This window comes from Streptomyces sp. P3 (assembly GCF_003032475.1).
In the GTDB taxonomy this organism is placed as follows: Bacteria; Actinomycetota; Actinomycetes; order Streptomycetales; family Streptomycetaceae; genus Streptomyces.
Genome location: NZ_CP028369.1, coordinates 338,133 through 353,342 on the forward strand (window position 1 = coordinate 338,133; position 15,210 = coordinate 353,342).

Sequence of the window (15,210 nt, forward strand, 5' to 3'; positions counted from 1 at the left end):
AGATGTTATCCGGCCCCTCCATGAACTCCGGAAGGCGCTCAGTTGTCGCGCTTCTCCTTGATCTTCGCGGCCTTGCCGCGCAGCTCACGGAGGTAGTAGAGCTTGGCGCGACGCACGTCACCGCGGGTGACGAGCTCGATCTTCTCGACGATCGGGGTGTGCACCGGGAACGTGCGCTCGACGCCGACGGAGAAGGAGACCTTGCGGACCGTGAAGGTCTCGCGGACGCCGGCGCCCTGACGGCGGATGACCACGCCCTTGAACTGCTGCACACGGGAGCGGTTGCCCTCGATGACGCGCACGTGGACGTTGACGGTGTCGCCCGGGCGGAAGGCCGGGACGTCGCTGCGCAGCGACGCGGCGTCGACGGAGTCGAGCAGGTGAGACATTTCGTCTGCTTTCTTCGCTGATGCCACAGGTCATCAACGGAACTAGATGTTCGGGGATTGAGTGCCGTGTGCCCGTCGAGGCGGGCGTCGTGTCCCCCTGCGGCAGGGGCGCACACCGGACGGCGCACAACAGCGACCTATTCTTCCATGCCGTCGGTCCTGCGCCAAAATCGGCCGTAGGGGGAGCCCTCCGGGTCGGGCGTCCAGCCCAGGATGGAGAGCATCTCGCGGTCCTTCTTGTCGAAGGACGCGGGTGCGCAGCGCTCGATCAGGTCGGGCCGGTTGACCGTCGTGCGCCGCAGGGCCTCGTCGCGGCGCCACCGGGCGATCTTCCCGTGGTGCCCGCTGATCAGCACCTCGGGGATCTCCCGGCCGCGCCAGGCGGGCGGCTTGGTGTAGACGGGGCCTTCGAGGAGGTTGGCCATGGGGCCGGGGGCGAAGGAGTCGTCGCGGTGGGACTCGGCGTTTCCGAGCACGCCGGGCAGCAGCCGTGCGACGGCCTCGGTGACGACGAGGACGGCCGCCTCGCCGCCGGCCAGCACGTAGTCGCCGATGGAGACCTCGTAGACGGGGATCCGGGCGGCGTACTCGTCGACGACCCGCCGGTCGATGCCCTCGTAGCGGGCCGGCGTGAAGATCAGCCAGGGGCGCTCGGACAGCTCGACCGCCAGTTCCTGGGTGAAGGGCCGGCCGCTGGGGGTCGGGACGACCATCGCGGGGGCGTGCGAGCCGTTCTCGTAGCCGTCGGCGAGGACGGAGTCGAGGGCGTCGCCCCACGGATCGGTCTTCATGACCATGCCCGGACCGCCGCCGTAGGGGGTGTCGTCGACCGTGTTGTGCCGGTCGTACGTCCACTCCCGCAGGTCGTGCACCCGCACGTCGAGCTGCCCGCGCGCGCGTGCCTTGCCGACGAGGGAGACGTTCAGCGGCTCCAGGTACTCGGGGAAGATCGTGACGACGTCGAGGCGCATCAGGACTCTTCCCCGGCCGGGTCCCGGGTGTCGGCGACCTCGGCGCGGTCGTCGATGAGACCGGGCGGCGGGTCGATGACCGCCCGCTGCTCCTCGAGGTCGATCTCGGTGACGATCGACTCGACGAACGGGATCATCACCTCGCTGCCGTCGGGCCGCTCCACGATGAAGAGGTCCTGGGAGGGCAGATGGGAGATCTCGATGATCCGGCCGACCTCGGCGCCGTCCACGGTGACCACGTCCAGGTCCATCAGCTGGTGGTCGTAGTACTCGTCCTCCTCCTCGGGCAGCTCCTCGGGATCGACCTCGGCGATCAGGAGGGTGTTGCGCAGGGCCTCGGCGGCGTTGCGGTCGCGCACGCCCTCGAAGCGCAGAAGGAGGCGGCCGCTGTGGACGCGGCCGGTCTCGATGGTCAGCGGGCCGGTGGGAGCCGGGTCCGTGAACAGGACGGCGCCGGGTGCGAGCCGCAGCTCCGGCTCGTCGGTGCGTACCTCGACGGTGACCTCGCCCTTGATGCCGTGGGCGCGGCCGATCCGTGCGACTACGAGCTGCACTTCTGAAGATCTCCTGTCGTGCCTGTCGTCACGAGTGCCGTAACGACTACGGGCCGGGGACGGCCCAGTGGCCTTCCCCGGCCCGAGCCGGTGGTGCGAAAACGCGTCAGCGGACGTGATCCACGTCGACGAGGTCGACGCGGACGCCCCGGCCGCCGATGGCGCCCACGACGGTGCGCAGGGCGCGTGCGGTGCGGCCGTTGCGACCGATCACCTTGCCGAGGTCGTCCGGGTGGACACGGACCTCGAGCACCCGCCCGCGGCGCAGGTTGCGCGAGGCGACCTGCACATCGTCGGGGTTGTCGACGATGCCCTTCACGAGGTGCTCAAGCGCCTCTTCGAGCATGGTGCTCAGGCCTCGGTCGACTCAGAGGACTCGGCGGCAGCCTCGTCCTTCTTCTCGGCCTTCTTCTTCTGGGTGATGGCCTCACCCTTGCCCGAGTCGTCGCCGCCGAGGGCCTCGAACGACGGGCGAGCCTTCTTCGGCTCGGCGACGAGCAGCGGCGCCGGGGCGGGCTCGCCCTTGAACTTCTGCCAGTCGCCGGTCTTCTTCAGGATGGCGAGGACGGGCTCGGTCGGCTGCGCGCCGACACCCAGCCAGTAGGCGACGCGGTCGGCGTCCACCTCGATGACGGACGGGTGGTACGTCGGCTGGTACTTGCCGATCTCCTCGATCGCACGGCCGTCACGACGGGTGCGGGAGTCGGCGACGACGATGCGGTAGTGAGGCGAACGGATCTTGCCCAGACGCTTCAGCTTGATCTTGACTGCCACGGAAGTGGTGTCTCCTGGTCTTGACGTGGTTGGGCACGGCGAGATGGCCGCGTGGGGTTGCGGTACCCGAGTGCCCGATGGACGCGTCAGCCGGAGGAGAGAGGGGTCCTGTGCGACTGTCGAGTACAGCTGACCATTGTGCCATACCCGGCGGGTCCCCTCGGCCGAGGGGCAGCGCGCGGGGCGGCGTCCGGGCACGCCTGTGCGGCCGCCGGCGTCGCACGCCGGCGGACCCGATGCGCGGCCCGGCACAGCGGGGCGCCGCAGCCGTGCCCGGCAAGCGCCCCTGAAGGCCCCCGGGCCCGTCGGGGCGCCGGGGAGGCGCTGCTGAACGCGGCGGACGGGCGCCCCGCCCTCGCCGTGGACCGGCAGCCACGAGTTGCCGGTACCGGACCCTCCTCGGCTAGGCCGCGCCGGCGATCTCCGGGATCCGGAACGGCTTGCCGCAACCGCCGCACACGATCGGCGCCTGGGCCAGGACCGACGGCACGACCCGGACGTTGCGTCCGCAGTCGCACACGGCCTTGACGCGGACGCCTCCGCCGGAGGAGCCGTGCCGGGCCGCCGGACCTCGGAAGGTGCGGGCGGTGTCGGCGGAGGTGGCCGCCGTGTGGGCCTTGAGGGCCCGCTGCAGGCGCTCGATCGTCGGGCGGTAGCGACGCTTGGCCTCGGGGTTGAGCGTGACCAGGGAGAAGCCGCTGCTGGGGTGCGGTTCCTCGGGGTGGTCCAGCCCCATCTCCTCGGCGATCGCGAGGAATCTGCGGTTGTGGTAGCGGCCGGCGCGGGAGGTGTCGCGGACGCCACGGGCGGCGGCGATGCCATGGACTGCCTCGTGAAGCAGTCGCTCGAAGGAGAGCTCGTGACCGCAGGCGGACGACGACTCCCCGATCAGGGACTCTGGCGCGGCGAGATCCGGCAGCTCGGGGTGGTACCGCTGAATATCGGCCCACGCCTCTGCCAGCTCTGCGGCGAGAACTGGTGGTGTCTGTGTCGTGCTCACGTAATGACAACGAGCGTGGGTGCCCCAGTGTTCCTATTCCGGGGCATCCCAAATAATTTGCACGTACCCGTCAGTCGGTACTCATGCGTCCGGACGAGGGCGGGTGCGCTGATCTGCGGAGAAGCCTCGCAGCTCGTATCAAGCTGGTGCGTAGTCCCCGGTACGACCCGGCGCGTAGACCCTCTCCACGCGCCGGAGCGCGGAGGTCTCCCGGGGGCGCAAGGGGCGTTTCGGCCGCTCTCACGTACGCAGGGCGCTGTCTCGGTAAGCGCGTGCGACGACCGCGACGTTACCGGGGGCGCCCCCGTCGTCCGGCACCGACCCGTCCTCGGCGACCGGGCACCGTACGGTCAGCGGCTGCTCGACCGGTTCGGCGGCCTCGCCTTCCTCGCCGAGAGCCGCCCACGGGACGCGCGCCCAGCCGCCGGCGCCGACCGCCTCGACGGATGCCCCGCCCGTCGACACGTCCGCCGTCCGCGACTCGCGGCGCTCGCCCGACTGCCGGAGCGGCAGCGCCTGCTCCTCCTCGAGGACGGCGGGCAGCCATGGCGCGATGGTACGGGCCCACATTGCCGGGACGTGAATTCTCGCCACCGGCACATGCCGTCCTCAAGCAGGGCTCCGCAACCCCTGGACGCGGCCCCGGACGGGGAGTTACCTGGCATACGGGGGCGGTGCCGGAGCACTGCACGGGGGCCCACCTGATCGGGTACGGCAGCAGACTCTCGGCGGATTGGGGCGCTTTTCCATGACACCTGTGCTCGTGCGACAGCACCTGCCTCACGCGGGGCCGGCGCCCCACGCGGATCTGGGTGCACGCGCGCGTGACTGGTCCGAGATCCAGGAACGGATGCTGGTTCCGCTCTACGAGGCCGTCTACGAGCGACTGGACGTGGGGCCGGGCACCCGGCTCCTCTCCCTCGGCTGCGGCTCCGGGCTCGCCCTGGTGATGGCGGCCTCCAGAGGCGCGGCCCTCACCGGCGTCGAGTCCTCCTCCCCGGCACGGCTGGCCCTCGCGCGCGAGCGGCTGCCTCTGCGGGAGGGCTGGGGGGCACACGCGCGTACGGAGGTCCGGCTCACCGACCGGTTGCCCACGGACCGGCCGGGGGCGCAGACGTCCCCGTACACCCTGGTGACGGCCTTCGAGCCGATCGGACGCGTGGCGGGCGACACGGAGGAACTGACCGCGCTGCTGGCGGCGGCGACGCCGCTCGCCCGGCGCGGCGCCCCCGTGGTGCTCGTCGGCTGGGGACCGCCCGAGCGCTGTGCCACCACGGCTGTGCTCCGGGTCGCGGCCAAGGCGGCCGACCAGGACCGCGGCACGGTCCGGCTGCGCCCCGCGCTGCGCGACGACCTCGAGGACGTCGCCCGGCGGGCCGGGCTGCGGCCGGACGGATCGGGCCGGCTGGCCTGTCCGTTCGGGTACGCCGACGTGGACAGCGCACTCAAGGGGCTGCTCTCCACGGGTCTGTTCGACGCGGCCGTCGCGGCGAGCGACCAGGCGCAGGTCGAGAAGGAGACGGCGGAGGCACTCCACCCGTACCGGCGACCGGACGGCACGGTCTGGATGCCGAACGTGTTCCGGTATCTGATCGCCCGGACCCCGTGAGCGCACGATCCCTTCACCGGAGGCCGTACAGGTTCCGGACCGGGCCCACCGCCGGGGCCGGGCCGTGGTCCCGGGCCGGGGCTACACGTCCTCCTTGGTCAGGCGGGTGATGCCGGCGATGCGGTACGCGTCCGCCTCCTCCAGCGTCTCGTGCTCCAGCAGCGCCAGGGCGAGGGCGTCCAACCGCTCGCGGTGGTCGCGGAGTTTGCGGCAGGCCTCCTCGTAGCACTCGTCGACGATGCGGCGCATCTCGTGGTCGATGACGTCGAGGGTCGCCGGGGCGGCGGCGAGGCCGTAGGCCTGCTGGGCGTCGTCGGGGAGGGCGGAGAGGCGGCCCACCCGCTCGCTCATGCCCCACCGCGCGACCATCCCGCGCGCGATGTTGGTCACCTGCTCCAGGTCGTTCTCGGCGCCGGTCGTGACGACGCCGTAGACGATGTGTTCGGCCGCCATGCCGCCGAGGGCACCGATGATCCGGCCGCGCAGATACTCCTCGGAGAGCGCGTACCGCTCCACCTCCGGGGTCGACAGGGTCACCCCGAGAGCGCGGCCGCGCGGCACGATGGTGACCTTGCGGACCGGGTCGGCGCCGGGCTGCAGCATGCCGAGGACGGCGTGGCCGCTCTCGTGGAACGCGGTGCGCCGGCGGTCCTCCTCGGGCATGATCAGCGTGCGCTCGGCCCCGAGCTGCACCTTCTCCAGCGCCTCGGACAGGTCGGACTGCGTCACCTGTTCCTGCTCGCGCTTCACGGCGAGCAGCGCTGCCTCGTTGGCGAGATTGGCGAGATCGGCTCCCGTCATGCCCGGGGTGGTCCGCGCCATCCAGGCCAGGTCGACGTCCGGTGCGAGCGGGATCTCGCGGGTGTGGATGGCGAGGATCGCCTCACGTCCGGCACGGTCCGGCGGGGAGACGCTGACCACCCGGTCGAAACGGCCGGGCCTGGTCAGCGCCGGGTCCAGGATGTCGGCGCGGTTGGTCGCCGCAATGACGATGACGCCCTCGGCCCCCGAGAAGCCGTCCATCTCGGTGAGGATCTGGTTCAGCGTCTGCTCGCGCTCGTCGTGCCCGCCCACCGAGGCGCCGCCGCTGCGGATCCGCCCGATGGTGTCGATCTCGTCGATGAAGATGATCGACGGCGCCACCTTGCGGGCCTCGGCGAACAGTTCACGGACGCGCGACGCGCCGACGCCCACGATCATCTCGATGAACTCGGAGGCCGAGGCCGAGAAGAACGGCACGCCGGCCTCGCCCGCCACCGCGCGCGCCAGCAGCGTCTTGCCGGTGCCGGGCGACCCGGCGAGCAGCACGCCGCGGGGCATCTTCGCGCCCATCCGGCGGTAGACCTCCGGGTGCTCGAGGAAGTCGACGACATCGTCGAGCTCGCCCTTGACCTCGTCGATGCCGGCCACGTCGGCGAACGTGGTCCGCCGGCCGTCGGGTCGCAGGCCCACCGGTCTGGGCGGCGTCTTGCGCCCGAGCATGCCGCCCGCGCCGCCCGGACCGCCGCGGAAGCGCCGGGCGAAGAAGATCCACACGGCGACCAGGAGCACGATCGGCACCAGCGAGAGGAGCAGGTTGGCGAGCAGACTGCGCTGCTGCACGACCGGCCGGGCCGTCACGGTGACGTCCTGGCGATCCAGGCTCTGCCAGAGGTCGTCGTCCGCGAAGGCCGGGCGCTGGGTCGTGAACTTGGTGTACTGGCCGCCGCCGTCGGGGTCGTCGCGGGCCTTCTTGAGCTGGCCCTGGATGGCGTCGCCCTTGGAGTAGATCTTGTCGACGTTGCCCGCGTCGACCTGTCTGCTGAACTCCGTGTAGGAGATCGTCGGCTCGCCGCCGCCGCCGAGGTAGTTCAGTCCGACGTACACCAACAGGAAGACGATCACCGCGGTGACGGCCAGTGCCCACCAGCGGCCGCGCGCCCTCCTGCCGTCCGGGGGGCGCCGTCCGTCGTCGTCCGGGGTCCCCTCGGTGCGCCAGGGCTGGTCGGGGGCCTTGCGCTCCGGAGCGGCATTGCTCATATCTGGACGCTACGACAGAGCGCCGGGCACGGCATGCGCTGAGGGGTGCGCCGGAACGCACCGAGGGCGCCCTCCGACACGGGAGGACGCCCTCGACGGCTGGCGGACTCAGCCCATGAACTTCTTGAACTCGTCCGGCAGCTCGAAGTCCTGGGCGCCCTGCTGCGGCAGCCCGAGCGCGTTGCCGCCCTGGGCCTGGGCCTCGCGACGCTGGGCCGCCTCCAGCTCCTGCTGCTTGCGCTTCATCGGGTTGCCGGAGCGCTGCTTGCCCTTGGCCTGCTTCGGCTGCTTCTTCTGCCGGCCCGCGCCGCCACCCATGCCCGGCATCCCCGGCATCCCCGGCATTCCGCCGCCCTGGGCCATCCGGGACATCATCTTGCGGGCCTCGAAGAACCGCTCGACCAGCCCCTTCACGGCGCTGACCTCGACGCCGGAACCCTTGGCGATACGGGCGCGGCGTGAGCCGTTGATGATCGTCGGGTCCTGGCGCTCGCCCGGGGTCATCGACTTGATGATCGCGGCGGTGCGGTCGACGTCGCGCTCGTCGAGGTTGGCGATCTGGTCCTTGATCTGGCCCATGCCGGGCAGCATGCCGAGCAGCTTGGAGATGCTGCCCATCTTCCTGACCTGCTCCATCTGGGCCAGGAAGTCGTCCAGGGTGAAGTCCTGGCCCTTCTTGGACGCCAGCTTGGAGGCCATTTTCTCGGCCTCTTCCTGACTGAACGTCTTCTCCGCCTGCTCGATCAGGGTGAGCAGGTCACCCATGTCGAGGATGCGGGAGGCCATCCGGTCGGGGTGGAAGGCGTCGAACTCGTCGAGCTTCTCCCCGTTCGACGCGAACATGATCGGCTTGCCGGTCACCGAGGCGATCGACAGGGCCGCACCGCCGCGGGCGTCGCCGTCGAGCTTGGACAGCACGACGCCGTCGAAGCCGACACCGTCACGGAAGGCCTCGGCGGTGTTGACGGCGTCCTGGCCGATCATCGCGTCGACGACGAAGAGGATCTCGTCGGGCGAGACGGCGTCGCGGATGTCCGCGGCCTGCTGCATCAGCTCGGCGTCGATGCCGAGACGGCCGGCGGTGTCGACGACGACGATGTCGTGGACCTTGGCCTTCGCGAACTCGATGGAGTCCTTGGCGACCTGGACCGGGTCGCCCACCCCGTTGCCGGGCTGCGGGGCGTAGACGGCCACCCCGGCACGCTCGGCGACGACGCTGAGCTGGTTGACGGCGTTGGGGCGCTGGAGGTCGCAGGCGACGAGCAGCGGCGAGTGGCCCTGCTCCTTCAGCCAGCGGCCGAGCTTGCCCGCGAGGGTGGTCTTACCGGCGCCCTGGAGGCCGGCCAGCATGATCACCGTGGGCGGCTGCTTGGCGAAGCGCAGGCGGCGGGTCTCACCGCCGAGGATCGTGACGAGCTCGTCGTTGACGATCTTCAGGACCTGCTGGGCGGGGTTGAGGGCCTTGGAGACCTCGGCGCCGAGGGCGCGCTCCTTGACGTTCTTGATGAACGTGCGGACGACCGGCAGGGCCACGTCCGCCTCGAGGAGGGCGATGCGGATCTCGCGCGCCGTGGCGTCGATGTCCGCTTCGCTCAGGCGCCCCTTGCCGCGCAAGTTCTTGAAGGTCGCTGATAGGCGATCGGAGAGAGTATCGAACACGGCGGCGTCGGTCCTCGGTGTCGGGGGCGGTCTGAGCGTCTTCCAGAGTATCCGGCCGCGCAAGACATTCGTCCCCGCCTGCTGTATTCAGCGGACGGGGACGGGCCGCGCGGCGCGCGATCACGCCCGCAGCGTCTCCTCCAGCTTCCGGGCGACGGCGACGGCCTCGTCGCCCGGCAGGGGCGCGCCGTCCGTTCCGGTGACGTAGAAGGCGTCCACGGCGTTCGCGCCGAGAGTGGAGACGTGCATGCTGCGCACCCGCAGGCCCTCGTCCTCCAGCGCCCGGCCGATGCGGAACAGCAGCCCCGGCGCGTCCTGGGCGCGCACCTCGATGACGGTGGCGTGCCGGGAGGCCGCGGAGGCCACCGCCACGCGCGGCGGCGGGGCGACCACGCCGCGCCTGCGCGGGTAGGCGGCGTCGCGTTCCGCGAGCCGTCCGGCGATGTCCAGCGAGCCGTCGAGGGCCCGTACGAGGTCGGCGCGCAGCCGGGCCGCCTGGGGCAGCGAGCCGTACTCGGCGGCGACCCGCCAGTTCAGCAGCAGGACCGAGCCGTCCACGCCGTCAGGGAGGTCCTGGGCGCGCAGTTCGGCGGTGCGTACGGTCAGCCGGTGCACGGCGAGGACGCCGGCCACCGCGGGCAGCACACCCTCCTGGTCGGGCACGGCGATGAGCAGCTCCACGCCGAGCGGCTCGGGGTCGCCGGCCGGCTGCTCCCCCGCGGTCTCGGCGGGCGTCTCGGTCTGCGCGCGCAGCGCCAGCACCGGGCTGCCGGTGGCGACCGCCTCGATGGCGAGGCGTTCCTGCTCGGCGGTGGGCGCGGTGGCGTCCGGCTCCTCCGGTTCGTTGCCGGCGAGCACCGCCGCAACCCGCTTGACCAGGTCCGCCACGAGCGAACCCCGCCAGGACGACCAGGCGGCGGGCCCGGTGGCCAGCGCGTCCGCCTCGGTGAGGGCGTGCAGCAGTTCCAGCGTGCCCTGCGAGCCGACCGCGTCGGCGACCGCGCGCACGGTGGCCGGGTCCTCCAGGTCGCGCCGGGTGGCGGTGTCGATCAGCAGCAGGTGGTGGCGGACGAGGGCGGCCAGCACGTTCACGTCGGCACGGTCGAAGCCGATGCGGGCGGCCACGTCCTTGGCGATGATCTCGCCGGCCACCGAGTGGTCGCCGGGCCAGCCCTTGCCGATGTCGTGCAGCAGCGCGGCGACCAGCAGGAGGTCGGGCCGGTGGACGCGGCGGGTGAACTCGGAGGCGCGCACGGCGGTCTCGATGAGGTGCCGGTCGACGGTCCAGATGTGCACGGCGTTGCGCTGCGGCCGGCAGCGGACCCGCTCCCAGTCGGGCAGCAGCTGGGTGATCAGCCCCTCGGCCTCCAGCGCCTCCCAGACCTCGATGGTCGGCTGACCGGAGCCGAGCAGGGTGACCAGCTGCTCGCGGGCCTCGGCGGGCCACGGCGTGGGCAGCGGGCGCACGGTGGCGGCGAGGCGGCGGACCGCGTGCAGGGACAGCGGCAGGCCGGCCTGCGCGGCGGCGGCCGCGGCGCGCAGCGGGAGCACGGGGTCGCGTTCGGGGCGGGCGGCGCGGGCGAGCACCACCTCGCCGTCCTGTTCGACGACCCCTTCGGCCAGCGGAGACCGCTCGGGCGCGGGCTTGCCGCCCCCCAACATCGCGCGCAGCCGGGGCCGCACGGCGCGCGAGCGCAGGACGCGCCCGACCTCGCGCCAGGTGACGTCGCTCGCGTACGAGATGACGCGCGCCGCCTCGTACACCTGCCGCAGCAGGGCGTCGGCGTCCAGCAGGTCCAGTTCGGCGGCCACCTGGTCCTGCTCCTGGAGGGCGAGGCGGTCGGTGGCGCGGCCGGTGGCCAGGTGCAGGGCGTCGCGTACGTCGAGGAGCCGGCGGCGGGCGTCGTCGAGGCCCTCGCGGGGGGCGTCCGCCAGCCAGGAGGCGGCGACGGCGCGCAGCGCGGTGGCGTCCCGCAGTCCGCCGCGCGCCTCCTTCAGGTCGGGTTCCAGCAGGTACTGCAGTTCGCCCTGGCGCTCGGCACGCTCGGCGCACAGTTCCTGGAGTTCGGGCAGACGCCTGGGCGCCTGGTTGCGCCAGTCGGCGAGGACGGACGTCCGCAGTCCGGCGGTGAGGCCGAGGTCGCCGGCGAGGTGGCGGGCGTCCAGCAGGCCGAGCTGGACCTTGAGGTCCTCGCCGGCGGTCCTGCGGGCCTCCGCCGGGGTGCGGACGGAGTGGTCGAGGGCGAGGCCGAGGTCCCAGATCGGGTACCAGAGGCGGTCGGCGAGGGCGGCGACGGTCCTGCTGTCCGCGCCGTCGTGCAGCAGCAGGAGGTCGAGGTCGCTGCGCGGGGAGAGTTCGCCCCGGCCGTAGCCGCCGACGGCGACCAGGGACACGCCCTTCAGTTCCTCCGTGCCGGCCGTGAAGAGCCCGGTCAGCCAGTCGTCGGTCAGTTCGGCGAGGGCGGCACGGCGCGGCGGCCCGGACCGCGCCTCCTCGGTGAGGAGGCGCAGCCGGGCCGCCGCGTAGCCGCTGGGTCCCGAGTCCTCTGCATCCTTGCGCACGTCCGTACTCGTCACCCAGCGACTCCTGTTCTCTTCTGCCGTCAGAGCGCGTCCGGGCCGCGCTCGCCGGTGCGGACCCGTACGGCCGTCTCGACCGGGAGGGACCAGACCTTGCCGTCACCGATCTTGCCGGTGCGGGCGGCCTTGACGATGACGTCGATCAGCTGCTCGGCGTCGTCGTCCTCCGCCAGCACCTCGATGCGGATCTTGGGGACCAGGTCCACCGTGTACTCGGCGCCGCGGTAGACCTCGGTGTGTCCCCGCTGACGACCGTAGCCGCTGGCCTCGGTGACCGTCAGTCCGTGCACGCCGAAGGCCTGCAGGGCTTCCTTGATCTCGTCGAGCCGGTGGGGCTTGACGACGGCGGTGATGAGCTTCATGCGTCCACCTTCTTGCTCGCTCCGGCGACGGCGGTCGGGAGGGCGGTCGTGCGGGCGGCGCCACCGCCGGCCCCGCTGAAGTCGTATGCGGTCTCGGCGTGCTCGGCCTGGTCGATGCCGGCGATCTCGTCGTCCTCGGAGACCCGCATGCCGATGGTCTTGTCGAGGAGGAAGGCGAGGATCGCGGAGACCACCAGCGAGTAGGCGAGGACCGCGAAGACTCCGGCGCACTGCTTCCACAGCTGGTCGAAGGAGTGGTCGCCGTAGAAGACGCCGGTCGCGGCGGACTGGCCCTTGCCGGTGGCGAAGAAGCCGATCAGCAGCGAGCCGATGACACCGCCGACGAGGTGGACGCCGACGACGTCGAGCGAGTCGTCGTAACCGAACTTGTACTTCAGGCCGACGGCCATGGCGCAGAGCAGACCGGCGATGGCGCCGACGGCGATCGCGCCGAGCGGGGAGACCGCTCCGCCCGAGGGGGTGATGGCGACCAGACCGGCGACCGCACCGGAGGCGGCGCCCAGCGTGGTGAACGCGCCGTGGCGGATCTTCTCGTAGATGAGCCAGGCCAGCATGGCGGCGGCGGTGGCGACCTGCGTGTTGACGAACATCAGCGCGCCGACGCCGTCGTCGTTGCCGAGCCACGAGCCGGCGTTGAAGCCGAACCAGCCGAACCACAGCAGACCGGCGCCGAGCATGACCAGCGGCAGGCTGTGCGGGCGCATCGGGTCCTTCTTGAACCCGACGCGCTTGCCGATGACGAGGATCACGCCGAGGGCGGCGGCACCGGCGTTGATGTGCACGGCCGTACCGCCGGCGAAGTCGATGACGCCCAGCTCGAAGGCCCAGCCGCCGGCGCCCCAGACCCAGTGCGCGACCGGGAAGTAGACGACCGTGGCCCACAGGGCGACGAACAGCGCCCAGGCGGAGAACTTGACGCGGTCGGCGAGCGCGCCGCTGATCAGGGCGGGCGTGATGATCGCGAACATCATCTGGAAGACCATGAACACGAAGATCGGGATGGTGTAACCGTCCCACAGCTCCGTCAGGCCGATGTTGCTGAGACCGAGCCAGTCGGAGTTCCAGCCGATGAGGCTGCCGGAGTCGGTCCCGAAGGCGAGCGAGAAGCCGTACAACACCCACAGGATGGTGACGATCCCGATGCTGATGAAACTCATCATCAGCATGTTCAGCGTGCTTTTGACCCGGACCATGCCTCCGTAGAAGAAGGCGAGGCCCGGGGTCATGATCAGCACCAGGGCGGAACAGATGAGCATGAAGCCTGTGTTCGCGGAGGACAGCTTGGGTGCCTCCGCGGCAAGCGTGATGGCTGCTGCCATCGGCGTCTCCTCGTCGTAGGTACGGCCCCGTGCGGGCGAAGCCAGAGCGGGTTCGTGAGGGGTGGGCCGGTTATGCGCCATGAGATTCGCGCAGCGCCGTTTCGGCGGAGGCCCCTCGTTGTTTCGCCGCGGTGACGAAGGCGCTCTGTGCGTTACGCCTCGGTGAACTGGCTGATGTTCGACGAGCGGATCGTTATGGTGGCGCAACCTTCACTGAAGGAGGGAAACCGGCCGCGGCCGGCCTTCCGATGACCTGGCATGGGGGAGCCGAGTCGGGCAGTTCGGGAGGACCGGCCGCGGCCGGGGTTCTGGGGTTTCGCCCGGTGGACCGCTGTCGGCGGCCGGGCGGGCGGGGTGGATCAGACCGCTTCGGCCGTCTCCGGCAGCTCGACGGTGAGCCGCTCGGTCAGGTCCACGACCTCGGAGAGTTCCCCGAAATCGCGTACGGCGCTGTCGACCGTCTTTCGGATACGAGTGTTGACGCGCTCGGAGCGCACTTTCTTGGCCTCCTTCATGGCCTGCGTGGCGAGAACCGTGCTCTGCTCGGGCTCGCGCTGCAGCAGGTGCACAGTGGCCATGCCGATCAGGTTCAGCACATAGGAGCGCTGGTGGTCGCCGTCGCCGGCGAACAGTTCGACGGCCCGCCGCATCAGCGGCTCGGCGAGCGAGGCGTAGGCGGGGCTGCGGCCTGCGACATAGGCGAGGTCGCGGAAGGAGTGGCTGTTCTCCCCGTAGAGCTCGGCCTCGGAGAAGAAGCGGATCCAGTCCGGGTCCGGCTCGTCCCACTCGTCGGTCTCGGCGAAGGTGTCCTCGGCCATCCGGACGGCGCGCTTGCACCGGCCGGGCTGGCCCATGTTGGCGTAGGCGCGGGCCTCCATCGCATACAGCATGGACTGGGTGCGCGGGCCGGCGCAGTCCCGGCTGCCGTACTGGGCGAGGTGGATCAGCTCCAGCGCGTCCTCCGGCCGGCCCAGGTGGATCATCTGGCGGCTCATGCTCGACAGCACGTAGCTGCCGAGCGGCCGGTCGCCGGCCTCCTTCGCCGCGTGCAGGGCCAGGACGAAGTACTTCTGGGCGGTCGGCTGGAGCCCCACGTCGTAGCTCATCCAGCCGGCCAGCTCGGCCAGCTCGGCGGCGACCTTGAAGAGCCTGCGCGAGGTGGACTCGGGCTGGGGCTCCTGGAGCAGGTCGGTCACCTCGTGCAGCTGCCCGACGACCGCCTTGCGGCGCAGACCGCCGCCGCACTGGGCGTCCCACTGCCGGAACATCACGGTGGTGGACTCCAGCAGGTCCAGCTCGGGCCGGGAGAGCCGGCCGCGGGCCCGGCTGGTCGGCACCGACTCCGGCTCCTCTACCGGGGCGGACGGCGAGGGGACCAGCCAGCGCTGCATCGGCTCGATCAGGGACGGCCCCGCGCACAGGGCCAGCGACGTCCCGAGGAAGCCGCGGCGCGCCAGCATCAGGTCGCTGCGCGAGAACTCGCTGAGCTGGGCCACCGTCTGGGGGGCCGTCCACGGCAGGTCGACGCCGGTCGCGGAGGGCACCTGCCGGGCCGCGCGCAGTCCGAGGTCCTCGACCGAGACGACGCAGCCGAACCGCTCGGAGAACAGCTCGGAGAGGATCCTGGGGATGGGCTCGCGGGGGTTCTCGCCGTCCAGCCAGCGGCGCACGCGCGAGGTGTCGGTGGAGATGTGGTTGGCGCCCAACTGGCGTGCTCGGCGGTTGACTTGACGTGCGAGTTCGCCCTTCGACCAGCCGCTCCGCACGAACCACGAGGTGAGCAGCTCGTTCGGGCGCCTGTCCGCACCCGCAGCGTTGTTCCCGCTTCCGCCGTTGCCGCTCACTGGAACGCCCCCATCCCTGAGACCACTTGTCACTGAGTGCGCCAAGCCTTATCAGAATGCCGGTAAATAGGTCCCGCCGTACGACACTTGTCACCCTTCGAACGGAAAC

The 15,210-nt window shown here is 71.5% G+C and carries 13 protein-coding genes and 1 pseudogene; 1 reads left to right on the top strand and 13 read right to left on the bottom strand.

All coding sequences use genetic code 11. The features are described 5' to 3' along the window. Positions 1–38: 38 nt before the first annotated feature. The 7 genes and pseudogenes from rplS to C6376_RS01350 form a co-directional block, all read right to left on the bottom strand. Positions 39–389 carry a 50S ribosomal protein L19 gene (gene rplS / locus C6376_RS01320; protein WP_020128707.1) on the bottom strand — a complete coding sequence of 117 codons (351 nt, stop codon included), beginning with the start codon at positions 387–389 and terminating at the stop codon, positions 39–41. 137 nt (positions 390–526) lie between these two features. After that, complete coding sequence (gene trmD / locus C6376_RS01325; protein WP_107441713.1) at positions 527–1,360, bottom strand: tRNA (guanosine(37)-N1)-methyltransferase TrmD; 834 nt, start codon at positions 1,358–1,360, stop codon at positions 527–529. Then, positions 1,360–1,914 carry a ribosome maturation factor RimM gene (gene rimM / locus C6376_RS01330; RefSeq protein ID WP_107441714.1) on the bottom strand — a complete coding sequence of 185 codons (555 nt, stop codon included), beginning with the start codon at positions 1,912–1,914 and terminating at the stop codon, positions 1,360–1,362. Before rimM ends, trmD begins: the two co-directional genes overlap by 1 nt. 106 nt (positions 1,915–2,020) lie before the next feature. Then, on the bottom strand, positions 2,021–2,260 hold the full coding sequence (locus tag C6376_RS01335; RefSeq protein ID WP_003973401.1) for an RNA-binding protein: 240 nt from the start codon (positions 2,258–2,260) through the stop codon (positions 2,021–2,023). A gap of 5 nt (positions 2,261–2,265) precedes the next feature. Further along, positions 2,266–2,688, bottom strand: a complete 423-nt coding sequence (gene rpsP, locus C6376_RS01340; RefSeq protein WP_107441715.1) for a 30S ribosomal protein S16 — start codon at positions 2,686–2,688, stop codon at positions 2,266–2,268. Positions 2,689–3,091: 403 nt separating this feature from the next. After that, positions 3,092–3,688: a hypothetical protein gene (locus C6376_RS01345; RefSeq protein WP_107441716.1), complete on the bottom strand. Its 597-nt coding sequence runs from the start codon at positions 3,686–3,688 to the stop codon at positions 3,092–3,094. A gap of 240 nt (positions 3,689–3,928) precedes the next feature. Continuing rightward, positions 3,929–4,231, bottom strand: a pseudogene (locus tag C6376_RS01350) (proline--tRNA ligase); the annotation flags it as partial. A 205-nt stretch (positions 4,232–4,436) separates the two neighbouring features. Here C6376_RS01350 and C6376_RS01355 point away from each other — a divergent pair. Further along, positions 4,437–5,297 (top strand): cyclopropane-fatty-acyl-phospholipid synthase family protein, encoded by an 861-nt coding sequence (locus tag C6376_RS01355; protein WP_107441717.1) that lies wholly within the window; start codon positions 4,437–4,439, stop codon positions 5,295–5,297. A gap of 81 nt (positions 5,298–5,378) precedes the next feature. Here the strand turns inward: C6376_RS01355 and ftsH are convergent, their stop codons facing one another. The 6 genes from ftsH to C6376_RS01385 form a co-directional block, all read right to left on the bottom strand. Next, positions 5,379–7,316: an ATP-dependent zinc metalloprotease FtsH gene (gene ftsH, locus C6376_RS01360; protein ID WP_107441718.1), complete on the bottom strand. Its 1,938-nt coding sequence runs from the start codon at positions 7,314–7,316 to the stop codon at positions 5,379–5,381. Between the two features lie 108 nt (positions 7,317–7,424). Next, a complete protein-coding gene (gene ffh / locus C6376_RS01365) occupies positions 7,425–8,975 on the bottom strand; it encodes a signal recognition particle protein (RefSeq protein WP_057580515.1) in 1,551 nt (516 codons plus the stop codon). Between the two features lie 120 nt (positions 8,976–9,095). Continuing rightward, positions 9,096–11,552, bottom strand: coding sequence for a [protein-PII] uridylyltransferase (locus tag C6376_RS01370; RefSeq protein ID WP_107441719.1), 2,457 nt, complete (start codon positions 11,550–11,552; stop codon positions 9,096–9,098). A 26-nt stretch (positions 11,553–11,578) separates the two neighbouring features. Beyond that, positions 11,579–11,917 carry a P-II family nitrogen regulator gene (locus C6376_RS01375; RefSeq protein ID WP_003997576.1) on the bottom strand — a complete coding sequence of 113 codons (339 nt, stop codon included), beginning with the start codon at positions 11,915–11,917 and terminating at the stop codon, positions 11,579–11,581. Beyond that, positions 11,914–13,257 (bottom strand): ammonium transporter, encoded by a 1,344-nt coding sequence (locus tag C6376_RS01380; protein WP_107441720.1) that lies wholly within the window; start codon positions 13,255–13,257, stop codon positions 11,914–11,916. Before C6376_RS01380 ends, C6376_RS01375 begins: the two co-directional genes overlap by 4 nt. A 359-nt stretch (positions 13,258–13,616) precedes the next feature. After that, on the bottom strand, positions 13,617–15,101 hold the full coding sequence (locus C6376_RS01385) for a hypothetical protein (RefSeq protein ID WP_107441721.1): 1,485 nt from the start codon (positions 15,099–15,101) through the stop codon (positions 13,617–13,619). Positions 15,102–15,210: the final 109 nt, after the last annotated feature.